The following is an 11,884-nucleotide window of genomic DNA, read 5'->3' as shown; positions in this document are numbered from 1 at the left end:
TTGTTCTCACTGGAGGATCTGTAATGACCACGGAAAAAGTGAAGTACGGCGTACATTCCGAAGCCGGCAAACTGCGTAAAGTCATGGTGTGCTCCCCAGGTTTGGCCCACCAGCGGCTGACCCCCAACAACTGCGATGAACTGCTGTTCGATGACGTGCTGTGGGTCGCCCAGGCCAAGCGCGATCATTTCGACTTCGTCACCAAGATGCGCGAGCGGGACATTGATGTGCTGGAAATGCACAACCTGCTGACCGATATCGTCACCATCCCCGAAGCCCTGGACTGGATCCTGCAACGCAAGATCACCGCGAATACGGTTGGCCTGGGCCTGATCAACGAAGTNAGCTCGTGGTTGCGCAGCCTGGAGCCGCGCNATATCGCCGAATTCCTGATTGGTGGCGTGTCGGCCGATGACCTGCCGAGCAGTTTCGGTGGCAAGACCATCGAGATGTTCCGCGACTTCCTCGGCCACGCAAGCTTCATTCTGCCGCCGCTGCCGAACACGCAGTTCACTCGCGACACTACCTGCTGGATCTACGGCGGCGTGACGCTGAACCCGATGTACTGGCCGGCGCGACGCCAGGAAACCCTGCTGGCCTCGGCCATCTACAAATTCCACCCCGAGTTCACTAACGCAGACTTCCAGATCTGGTACGGCGACCCCGACCAGGAACACGGTGCCGCCACGCTGGAAGGCGGCGACGTCATGCCAATTGGCAATGGTGTCGTACTGATCGGCATGGGCGAACGTTCGTCCCACCAGGCGATTGGCCAACTGGCACGCAACCTGTTCAAGAACAAAGCCGTGGAACGCGTGATCGTTGCCGGCCTGCCGAAGTCCCGCGCGGCGATGCACCTGGACACCGTGTTCAGCTTCTGCGACCGCGACCTGGTCACCATCTTCCCCGAAGTGGTCAACCAGATCATTCCCTTCACCCTGCGCCCTGATGACAGCAAGCCACACGGCATCGATATCCAACGGGAGAAAACCAACTTCCTCGAAACCGTGGCCGCAGCGCTCAACCTCAAGGCGCTGCGTGTGGTCGAGACCGGCGGCAACAGCTTCGCCGCCGAGCGCGAGCAATGGGATGACGGCAACAACGTGGTGGCGCTGGAGCCTGGCGTGGTGATCGGTTACGACCGCAACACCTACACCAACACCCTGCTGCGCAAGGCCGGTGTGGAAGTCATCACCATCAGCGCCGGTGAACTCGGCCGCGGCCGTGGCGGCGGCCACTGCATGACCTGCCCGATCATTCGCGACCCTATCGACTATTAATTTTTATGCCCTGCTTCGCGCTTATAAAGCGTGAAGCAGGCGGATAACCGAAACCCAAGGAGATCCAAAATGGCTTTCAATATGCGCAACCGCAGCCTGCTCTCGCTGATGCACCACACCACTCGCGAGCTCAACTACCTGCTGGACCTGTCCCGCGACCTCAAGCGCGCCAAATACACTGGCACCGAGCGTCCGCACCTGCAGGGCAAAAACATCGCGCTGATCTTCGAAAAAACCTCGACTCGCACCCGCTGCGCGTTCGAAGTGGCGGCCCATGACCAGGGCGCCCACGTCACCTATATCGACCCGGTGTCGTCGCAAATCGGCCACAAAGAAAGCATGAAAGACACTGCCCGCGTATTGGGCCGGATGTTCGACGCCATCGAGTACCGTGGCTTTGAGCAGGAAATCGTCGAAGAGTTGGCCAAGTTCGCCGGCGTGCCGGTGTTCAACGGCCTCACCGCCGAATTCCACCCGACGCAAATGATCGCCGACACCCTGACCATGCGCGAACACAGCGACAAGCCGCTGCATGACATCAGCTACGCCTACCTGGGCGACGCGCGTTACAACATGGGCAATTCGCTGCTGATGATCGGCGCCAAGCTGGGCATGGACGTGCGCATCGGCGCGCCGAAAGCGTTGTGGCCGCATGAAGATTTCATCAAGCAGTGCCAGGCGTTTGCCGAAGAAAGCGGCGCACGCATCACCATCACCGAAGACCCGAAAGAGGCGGTCAAAGGCGTCGACTTCATCCACACCGATATCTGGGTGTCGATGGGCGAGCCGGTGGAAGCGTGGGACGAGCGTATCGAGCAACTGCTGCCGTACCAGGTCAACGCCAAGATGATGAAGGCCTCGGGCAACCCCCGCGTGAAGTTCATGCACTGCCTGCCGGCGTTCCATAACAGCGAAACCAAGGTCGGCAAGGACATCGCTGCGCGCTACCCAAACCTGGCCAATGGTGTGGAAGTGACCGAGGACGTGTTCGAGTCGCCGGCCAACATCGCGTTTGAGCAAGCGGAAAACCGCATGCACACCATCAAGGCGATCCTGGTGTCAGCGTTGGCGGATATCTAAGCACCGATGCGGTCGGCTCTTTGTGGGAGCGTGGCTTGCCCGCGATAGGATCGCCGCGCTGCGATGCGGGCACCTCGGTTTCTCAGGAATACCTGGGTGATGCCATCGCGGGCAAGCCCGGCTCCCACACTGATTGCTCTTCGCTCGGAGACCTCGCTGAATTCTAGAAGGACATTTATTATGCGTATCGTCGTTGCACTGGGCGGTAACGCCCTGCTCCGCCGTGGTGAACCCATGACCGCGGACAACCAACGCGCCAATATCCGAATCGCCACCGAACAGATCGCCAAGATCCACCCCGGCAACGAGCTGGTGATCGCCCACGGCAATGGCCCGCAAGTCGGCCTGCTGTCGTTGCAGGCAGCGGCCTACACCCAGGTTTCGCCTTACCCGCTGGACGTGCTGGGCGCTGAAACCGAAGGCATGATCGGCTACATCATCGAACAGGAACTGGGCAACCTGCTGGACTTCGAAGTGCCGTTTGCGACCCTGCTCACCCAGGTCGAAGTCGACGCCAACGACCCGGCGTTCCAGAACCCCACCAAACCCATCGGCCCGGTCTACGCCAAGGCCGAAGCGGAAAAACTCGCCGCCGAGAAAGGCTGGGCGATTGCCCCGGACGGCGACAAATACCGTCGCGTGGTGGCCAGCCCGCGCCCNAAACGCATCTTCGAAATTCGCCCGATCAAGTGGCTGCTGGAAAAAAGCAGCATCGTGATCTGCGCCGGCGGTGGCGGCATCCCGACGATGTACGGCGCCAGCGGCAAACTGCAAGGCGTGGAAGCGGTCATCGATAAAGACCTGTGTTCCTCGCTGTTAGCCGCGCAACTGGACGCCGATCTGCTGGTGATCGCCACCGACGTCAACGCGGCCTTTATCGACTTCGGCAAGCCAACCCAGAAGGCCATCGCCCAGGCTCACCCCGACGCAATGGAAAAACTCGGCTTCGCCGCCGGCTCCATGGGGCCGAAGGTGCAAGCGGCGTGTGAGTTCGCCCGCCAGACTGGCAAAACCGCCGTCATCGGTTCACTCTCGGACATCGAAGCCATCGTCCAGGGCAGCGCCGGCACGCGCATCAGCACGGCGACACCTGGCATTACTTATCTATAAGGAGAAACGTCAATGGCAACGTTTGAGCCCGGTCACTTGCACATCGAGCGCCACGCGCTGAACTCGGATGATGTCAGCTACAACGTGCACCTCGACTATGAGGTCTCGCAGGATCCTCAGAAAGGCAAAGGAATATTGTTCACCATGCACGGCAGCATGCAGGGAAAGGACATGACGGAGACCTTCTTTCTACCCAAAGTTGAGGCCTACAACTTCGCCAACAACGTGACAACTATTGCCGAGAAGTACGGAATCCCGAAGACACATAGCCAGATCGGCTCGGTTCACAAGCATTACGACTTGATGTTTGAAGACATCCGCAAGCAGTTGGATATGAAATCCGGCGACCCGGTAAACCTCGAGAACTTCGAGTAACCCTATTCCCCTGGATGAACGCTGTACCTGTGGGAGCGGGCTTGCCCGCGATGGCGGTGTAACATTCAACCTCTATGTTGTCTGACACTCCGCTATCGCTTGCTCGCGAATACGGTGTATCAGCCATCTATGTGCCAACTGACACACCGTATTCGCGAGCAAGCCCGCTCCCACATTTTGATCTCCATCAGCGCCAAGGCATACTGGCCACCCTCCGCACTCCAGAATCAAGATCCGCCCCATGCGTATCCACGTCAGCTTCATCGACCGCGTCGGCATTACCCAGGAAGTCCTGGCCTTGCTCGGTGGGCGTAATCTCAATCTGGATGCGGTGGAGATGGTGCCGCCCAACGTCTACATCGACGCGCCGACCCTCAGCCCTGAAGTGCTCGAGGAACTGCGCGACGCGTTGTTCAGCGTGCACGGCGTGCGAGCGATGACGGTGGTCGACATCCTTCCGGGGCAACGGCGGCACTTGCAGCTCGATGCGCTGCTCGCCGCCATGACCGACCCGGTGCTGGCCGTGGACAGCGCGGGCAAGATCCTGCTGGCCAACCCGGCGCTGATCGCCCTGTACGGCCGCGAGCCGGCCGGGGAAAGCATCAGCGAACTGTTCAACGACCCGGCGCTGTTGGACACCTTGCTGGAANAAGGCTTTCGCCTGCCTCTGCGCGAGATCAGCGTCAATGGCCAGACCCTGCTGCTCGACGCCACGCCGATCACCGACGCCGGCGCCCTGCTCACCCTGTACCCACCCAACCGGATCGGCGAACAGTTGTCGGCGCTGCACCACGATCACGCCGAAGGTTTCGACGCGTTGCTCGGCGAGTCCCCGGCGATCCGTACCCTCAAGGCCCGCGCCCAGCGCGTGGCGGCACTGGATGCGCCGTTGCTGATCCAGGGCGAAACCGGCACCGGCAAAGAGCTGGTGGCGCGTGCCTGTCATGCCATCAGCGCACGCCACAGTGCGCCGTTCCTGGCCCTGAACTGCGCGGCATTGCCGGAAAACCTCGCCGAAAGCGAGCTGTTCGGTTATGCCCCGGGCGCCTTTACCGGTGCGCAACGAGGTGGCAAACCTGGGCTGATGGAACTGGCCAACCAGGGCACCGTGTTCCTGGATGAAATCGGCGAAATGTCGCCGTACTTGCAGGCCAAGCTGTTGCGGTTTCTCAATGACGGCAGCTTCCGGCGAGTTGGGGGTGATCGCGAGGTCAAGGTCAATGTGCGAATCCTCAGCGCGACTCACCGCAACCTGGAAAAAATGGTCAGCGAAGGTTCGTTCCGCGAAGACTTGTTCTATCGCCTTAACGTCCTGAATGTCGAAGTCCCGCCCCTGCGTGAACGCGGTCAGGACATCCTGCTGCTGGCGCGCTATTTCATGCAGCAGGCCTGCGCGCAGATCCAGCGCCCGGTCTGTCGCCTGGCGCCGGGGACTTATCCGGCGCTGCTGGGTAACCGCTGGCCGGGCAATGTGCGCCAGTTGCAGAACGTGATCTTCCGCGCCGCCGCCATCTGCGAAAGCAGCCTGGTGGACATCGGCGACCTGGACATCGCCGGCACCTCGGTAGCCCGCCAAAACGACGGCGACGTTGATAGCCTTGAGCAGGCGATGGAAGAGTTTGAGAAGACGCTGCTGGAAAAACTCTACGTCAGCTATCCATCGACCCGGCAACTGGCCAGCCGCCTGCAAACCTCCCACACGGCGATTGCTCATCGGTTGCGCAAGTACGGGATTCCCAATAAGCCGTGAGGCGCCAAACGCATCAATACACAAATACCTGTGGTCCCACAGGTATTTGTGTATTGCCTGAAACCTGTTTAAAAACGACCTCTATCTGTACTGAAAGCGCTACAGCGGAACGATATCGCTACACTCTCTCCCGATCACCGCTGTGCAAGGCTTTGATCCTCCTAGGCTTTTTTCTTTGCTTCTGACTGTAGCGATTTCGCTACAGCCGTCAGATTTCTGTGCGCATTAAAAATACTCAAGTCATTGATTTATAAAGACTAAATAACATTGGCCGCGATCTTGCTTAGTAACCACCCATAAAGCAGGGCTTTAGCCCAAGCATTCCATCGCGTCCACCAGACCAGTCTGGCCCCCTTAGGAGTTTCCATGAGCGAGTTGCGTTTCACTGAAGATCACGAATGGCTGCGCGCCGAAGCCGATGGCAGCGTCACTGTCGGCATTACCGCCTTCGCACAGAACGCCCTGGGCGACGTGGTTTTCGTACAACTGCCTGAGCTGCAGTCCTACGACAAAGGCGCCGAAGCCGCCACCGTGGAATCGGTAAAAGCCGCCAGCGGCGTGTACATGCCACTGGACGGCGATGTACTGGAAGTGAACCCGGCGCTGGACAGCAGTCCTGAACTGGTCAACGAAGACCCGATGGGCGAAGGCTGGTTCTTCCGCTTTCAGCCAACCGACGCCTCGGCTGTCGCCAAACTGCTGGATCAGGACGCTTACGACCGTCTGATCAAAGCCAACGCCGAAGCCTGAGGAGCGCTGACATGACTCAAGTCAACCTGACNACCGCCAACGAATTCATCGCCCGTCATATCGGCCCGCGCCAGGAAGACGAGCAGCACATGCTTGCCAGCCTGGGCTTTGACTCCCTGGAAGCCCTGAGCGCCAGCGTGATCCCGGAAAGCATCAAGGGCACCAGCGTGCTCGGCCTGGAAGACGGCCTGAGCGAAGCCGAGGCCCTGGCCAAGATCAAGGCCATCGCCGGCAAGAACCAACTGTTCAAGACTTACATCGGCCAGGGCTACTACAACTGCCACACGCCGTCGCCGATCCTGCGTAACCTGCTGGAAAACCCGGCCTGGTACACCGCCTACACCCCGTACCAGCCAGAGATTTCCCAAGGCCGCCTGGAATCGCTGCTGAACTTCCAGACCCTGATCAGCGACCTCACCGGCCTGCCGATCGCCAACGCCTCCCTGCTCGACGAAGCCACCGCCGCCGCCGAAGCCATGACCTTCTGCAAGCGCCTGAGCAAGAACAAAGGCAGCAACGCGTTCTTCGCCTCCGTGCACAGCCACCCACAAACCCTCGACGTACTGCGCACCCGTGCCGAGCCGCTGGGCATCGACGTGGTGGTGGGCGATGAGCGCGAACTGACCGACGTCAGCCCGTTCTTCGGCGCCCTGCTGCAATACCCGGCCAGCAACGGTGACGTGTTTGATTACCGCGAGCTGACCGAACGCTTCCACGCCGCCAACGCGCTGGTCGCCGTGGCTGCCGACCTGCTGGCCCTGACCCTGCTGACTCCGCCGGGTGAGTTCGGCGCCGATGTGGCCATCGGCAGCGCGCAACGCTTCGGCGTGCCGCTGGGCTTTGGTGGCCCGCACGCGGCCTACTTCTCCACCAAGGATGCGTTCAAGCGCGACATGCCGGGCCGTCTGGTCGGTGTGTCCGTCGACCGTTTCGGCAAGCCGGCCCTGCGCCTGGCCATGCAGACTCGCGAGCAACATATCCGCCGCGAGAAAGCCACCAGCAACATCTGCACCGCCCAGGTATTGCTGGCCAACATCGCCAGCATGTACGCCGTATACCACGGCCCTAAAGGCCTGACCCAGATCGCCCAGCGCATTCACCAGCTGACCGCGATTCTGGCCAAAGGCTTGAGCGCATTGGGTCTGAACGTCGAGCAAGAAAGCTTCTTCGACACGCTGACCCTTAAAACCGGCGCCAACACTGCCGCGTTGCACGACAAGGCTCGCGCCCAGCAGATCAACCTGCGCGTCGTCGATGCCGAGCGTCTGGGCCTGTCCCTCGACGAAACCACTTCGCAAGCCGACGTGGAAACCCTGTGGGCCCTGTTCGCCGACGGCAAGGCGCTGCCAGACTTCGCCGCCCTCGCCGCTTCCGTGACCAGCACCCTCCCGGCCGCGCTGGTTCGCCAATCGCCGATCCTCAGCCACCCGGTGTTCAACCGTTATCACTCGGAAACCGAGCTGATGCGCTACCTGCGCAAGCTGGCCGACAAGGACCTGGCACTGGACCGCACCATGATCCCGCTGGGCTCGTGCACCATGAAGCTCAACGCCGCCAGCGAAATGATCCCGGTGACCTGGGCTGAATTCGGTGCCCTGCACCCGTTCGCCCCGGCCGAGCAAAGCGCCGGCTACCTGCAACTGACGTCCGAGCTGGAAGCCATGCTCTGCGCAGCCACCGGTTATGACGCAATCTCGCTGCAACCGAACGCCGGTTCCCAGGGCGAGTACGCCGGCCTTTTGGCCATCCGTGCCTACCACCAGAGCCGTGGCGAAGAACGCCGTGACATCTGCCTGATCCCATCGTCGGCCCACGGCACCAACCCCGCTACCGCCAACATGGCCGGCATGCGCGTGGTCGTGACCGCGTGCGACGCACGTGGCAACGTGGACATCGAAGACCTGCGCGCCAAGGCCATCGAGCACCGCGAACACCTCGCCGCACTGATGATCACCTACCCGTCCACCCACGGCGTGTTCGAAGAAGGCATCCGCGAAATCTGCGGCGTCATTCACGACAACGGTGGCCAGGTGTACATCGACGGCGCCAACATGAACGCGATGGTCGGCCTGTGCGCACCGGGCAAGTTCGGCGGCGACGTGTCCCACCTGAACCTGCACAAGACCTTCTGCATTCCCCACGGCGGTGGCGGCCCGGGTGTTGGCCCGATTGGCGTCAAATCCCACCTGACCCCGTTCCTGCCGGGTCACGGCACCATGGAACGTAAAGAAGGCGCGGTGTGCGCGGCGCCATTCGGCAGCGCGAGCATCCTGCCGATCACCTGGATGTACATCAGCATGATGGGCGGTGCGGGCCTCAAGCGTGCTTCGCAGCTGGCGATCCTGAATGCCAACTACATTTCTCGTCGCCTCGAAGAGCACTACCCAGTGCTGTACACCGGCAGCAACGGCCTGGTGGCGCACGAGTGCATCCTGGACCTGCGCCCATTGAAAGACAGCAGCGGCATCAGCGTGGACGACGTGGCCAAGCGCCTGATCGACTTCGGCTTCCATGCGCCGACCATGTCGTTCCCGGTAGCGGGCACGCTGATGATCGAGCCGACCGAAAGCGAATCCAAGGAAGAGCTGGACCGCTTCTGTGACGCGATGATTGCCATCCGCGAGGAAATTCGCGCGGTGGAAAACGGCACCCTGGACAAGGAAGACAACCCACTGAAAAACGCCCCGCACACGGCGGCCGAACTGGTGGGCGAATGGAGCCACCCGTACAGCCGTGAACAAGCGGTGTACCCGGTTGCGTCGTTGATCGAAGGCAAGTACTGGCCGCCGGTTGGCCGGGTCGACAACGTGTTTGGCGATCGCAACCTGGTGTGTGCGTGCCCGTCGATCGAGCTTTACGCGTAAAGCAGTCATAAAAAAGCAGCCATAAGCTGCAAGCTTCAAGCGGCATTCTTGCGGCTTGCGGCTTGCCGCTGCCCCTATAACAAGAAACCGGAGAACAACAATGTCTTTAAGCGTGTTCGACCTGTTCAAGATTGGCATCGGCCCCTCCAGTTCCCACACTGTTGGCCCGATGCGCGCTGCTGCGCGTTTCGCCGAAGGCTTGCGCCGTGAAGGGCTGCTGACTGCAACCGCCTGCGTCAAAGTCGAGCTCTACGGCTCGCTCGGCGCCACCGGAAAAGGCCACGGCAGCGACAAGGCCGTGCTACTGGGCCTGGAAGGCGAACACCCGGACACCGTCAATACTGAAACCGTGGCTGCACGCCTCGCGCAAATGCGCAGCGACGGTCGCTTGAACCTGCTCGGCGAACACAGCATTGCGTTCAATGAGAAAGAACACCTGGCGATGATTCGCAAACCCCTTGCCTACCATCCCAACGGCATGATTTTTCGTGCCTTCGATGCGGCGGGTATCCAGATTCGCAGCCGCGAGTACTACTCGGTCGGCGGCGGGTTTGTGGTGGATGAAGATGCCGCCGGCGCCGACCGCATTGTCGAAGACACCACGCCGCTGACCTTTCCCTTCAAGCACGCCAAGGACTTGCTGGGGCATTGCGCCACCTACGGGCTGTCGATCAGCCAAGTGATGCTGACCAATGAAAGTGCCTGGCGCCCGGAAGCGGAAACCCGCGCCGGTCTATTGAAAATCTGGCAAGTGATGCAGGACTGCGTCGACGCCGGCTGTCGCAACGAAGGGATTTTGCCCGGCGGCTTGAAGGTCAAGCGCCGCGCCGCCGCCCTGCATCGCCAGCTGTGCAAGAACCCGGAATCGGCGCTGCGCGATCCGCTGTCGGTGCTCGACTGGGTCAACCTGTACGCGTTGGCGGTCAACGAAGAAAACGCCAATGGCGGCCGCGTGGTGACCGCGCCCACCAACGGTGCAGCCGGGATTGTGCCGGCCGTGTTGCATTACTACATGCGGTTTATCCCCGGCGCGAACGAGGACGGCGTGGTGCGCTTTCTGCTCACCGCCGCCGCCATCGGCATTTTGTACAAGGAAAACGCGTCGATCTCTGGCGCCGAAGTCGGTTGTCAGGGTGAAGTCGGCGTCGCCTGTTCCATGGCCGCCGGCGCGCTGTGCGAAGTGCTTGGCGGCACGGTGCAGCAAGTGGAAAACGCNGCCGAGATCGGTATGGAGCACAACCTCGGCCTGACCTGCGACCCGATTGGCGGGCTGGTGCAGGTGCCGTGCATCGAGCGCAATGCCATGGGCTCGGTCAAGGCGATCAATGCGGTGCGTATGGCTTTGCGCGGTGACGGGCAGCACTTCGTCTCGCTGGATAAAGTCATCCGCACCATGCGCCAGACCGGCGCCGATATGAAAAGCAAATACAAGGAAACCGCCCGTGGCGGTTTGGCGGTCAACATTATCGAGTGCTGACGCCTACGCGCNTCCGCACACTTTTTCAGGAGCTGAATATGTCCACCGAACAATTGCTGAAAACCCCGCTGCACGCACTGCACCTCGAACTGGGCGCGCGCATGGTGCCCTTCGCCGGCTACGACATGCCGGTGCAATACCCGCTGGGCGTGATGAAAGAACACCTGCATACCCGTGAACACGCCGGGTTGTTCGACGTGTCCCACATGGGCCAAATCCGCCTGACCGGCGCCAATGCCGCCAAAGCCCTCGAAACGCTGGTGCCCGTCGACATCATCGACCTGCCGGTCGGCATGCAGCGCTATGCCATGTTCACCAACGACCAGGGCGGCATTCTCGACGACCTGATGGTGGCCAACCTGGGTAACGACGAACTGTTCCTGGTGGTCAACGCCGCCTGCAAGGACCAGGACCTGGCGCACCTGCGCAAACATATCGGCGACCAGTGCACCATTGAGCCGCTGTTCGAAGAGCGCGCCTTGCTGGCCCTGCAAGGCCCGGCGGCCGTGAAGGTCCTGGCGCGTCTGGCGCCTGAAGTGGCGAAGATGACCTTCATGCAGTTCACCCGCGTGAAACTGTTGGGTGTCGAGTGCTTTGTCAGCCGTTCGGGCTACACCGGCGAAGACGGTTTCGAAATCTCCGTACCGGCTGCCAACGCCGAAGCCCTGGCGCGCGCCCTGCTGGCCGAACCTGAAGTGGCGGCCATCGGCCTGGGCGCCCGCGACTCGCTGCGCCTGGAAGCGGGCCTGTGCCTGTACGGCCACGACATGAACACCGAGACCACCCCCATCGAAGCCAGCCTGCTGTGGGCCATCTCCAAGCCTCGTCGCGCTGATGGCGCACGGGCCGGCGGCTTCCCAGGTGCCGAGACCGTGTTCGCGCAACAACAAGCCGGCGTCAGCCGCAAGCGTGTGGGCCTGTTGCCTCAGGAACGCACGCCAGTGCGTGAAGGCGCAGAAATCGTCAATGAAGCGGGCGACATCATCGGCGCCGTGTGCAGCGGTGGTTTCGGCCCAACCCTGGGCGGTCCATTGGCAATGGGTTACCTCGACAGTGCTTATATCGCCATCGACACACCTGTATGGGCGATTGTGCGTGGGAAAAAGGTGCCTTTGCTTGTAAGCAAAATGCCATTTGTTCCACAACGTTACTATCGTGGCTGATTGACTGTTCCTATAAGTAACGCGGTTGCGTTAAC

The 11,884-nt window shown here is 61.3% G+C and carries 9 protein-coding genes; all 9 read left to right on the top strand.

The window, feature by feature from the left end:
• The first annotated feature begins 23 nt into the window (after positions 1-23).
• The 9 genes from arcA (at position 24) to gcvT (ending at position 11,849) form a co-directional block, all read left to right on the top strand.
• The gene (arcA, locus tag B7L09_RS24600) at positions 24-1,280 is read left to right on the top strand and encodes an arginine deiminase (protein WP_094471017.1); all 1,257 of its coding nucleotides are present in this window, start codon (positions 24-26) and stop codon (positions 1,278-1,280) included.
• A 69-nt stretch (positions 1,281-1,349) separates the two neighbouring features.
• Complete coding sequence (locus tag B7L09_RS24595; protein ID WP_064453904.1) at positions 1,350-2,360, top strand: ornithine carbamoyltransferase; 1,011 nt, start codon at positions 1,350-1,352, stop codon at positions 2,358-2,360.
• Between the two features lie 180 nt (positions 2,361-2,540).
• Positions 2,541-3,470 (top strand): carbamate kinase, encoded by a 930-nt coding sequence (gene arcC / locus B7L09_RS24590; RefSeq protein ID WP_094471016.1) that lies wholly within the window; start codon positions 2,541-2,543, stop codon positions 3,468-3,470.
• A gap of 12 nt (positions 3,471-3,482) precedes the next feature.
• Positions 3,483-3,845: a DUF5064 family protein gene (locus B7L09_RS24585; RefSeq protein WP_094471015.1), complete on the top strand. Its 363-nt coding sequence runs from the start codon at positions 3,483-3,485 to the stop codon at positions 3,843-3,845.
• A 241-nt stretch (positions 3,846-4,086) separates the two neighbouring features.
• On the top strand, positions 4,087-5,595 hold the full coding sequence (gene gcsR, locus B7L09_RS24580; protein WP_094471014.1) for a transcriptional regulator GcsR: 1,509 nt from the start codon (positions 4,087-4,089) through the stop codon (positions 5,593-5,595).
• 366 nt (positions 5,596-5,961) lie between these two features.
• Positions 5,962-6,345, top strand: coding sequence for a glycine cleavage system protein GcvH (gene gcvH / locus B7L09_RS24575; RefSeq protein WP_094471013.1), 384 nt, complete (start codon positions 5,962-5,964; stop codon positions 6,343-6,345).
• Between the two features lie 11 nt (positions 6,346-6,356).
• On the top strand, positions 6,357-9,209 hold the full coding sequence (gene gcvP, locus B7L09_RS24570) for an aminomethyl-transferring glycine dehydrogenase (RefSeq protein WP_094471012.1): 2,853 nt from the start codon (positions 6,357-6,359) through the stop codon (positions 9,207-9,209).
• A 100-nt stretch (positions 9,210-9,309) separates the two neighbouring features.
• Positions 9,310-10,686: an L-serine ammonia-lyase gene (locus tag B7L09_RS24565; RefSeq protein ID WP_094471011.1), complete on the top strand. Its 1,377-nt coding sequence runs from the start codon at positions 9,310-9,312 to the stop codon at positions 10,684-10,686.
• Between the two features lie 38 nt (positions 10,687-10,724).
• Positions 10,725-11,849, top strand: a complete 1,125-nt coding sequence (gene gcvT, locus B7L09_RS24560) for a glycine cleavage system aminomethyltransferase GcvT (RefSeq protein ID WP_094471010.1) — start codon at positions 10,725-10,727, stop codon at positions 11,847-11,849.
• Positions 11,850-11,884 lie beyond the last annotated feature (35 nt).

Origin of the sequence: Pseudomonas mandelii, from assembly GCF_002251635.1 — a bacterium.
Classification (GTDB): domain Bacteria; phylum Pseudomonadota; class Gammaproteobacteria; order Pseudomonadales; family Pseudomonadaceae; genus Aquipseudomonas; species Aquipseudomonas mandelii_B.
Note: the sequence above shows the minus strand (reverse complement) of the source record. Positions and strands in the feature narration are given on the sequence as shown.

Coding starts and splice junctions, on each gene's coding strand:
- B7L09_RS24585 (WP_094471015.1), top strand. CDS start 3,483: ATGGCAACGTTTGAGCCCGGTCACTTGCACATCGAGCGCCACGCGCTG.
- gcvH (WP_094471013.1), top strand. CDS start 5,962: ATGAGCGAGTTGCGTTTCACTGAAGATCACGAATGGCTGCGCGCCGAA.
- gcvT (WP_094471010.1), top strand. CDS start 10,725: ATGTCCACCGAACAATTGCTGAAAACCCCGCTGCACGCACTGCACCTC.
- B7L09_RS24595 (WP_064453904.1), top strand. CDS start 1,350: ATGGCTTTCAATATGCGCAACCGCAGCCTGCTCTCGCTGATGCACCAC.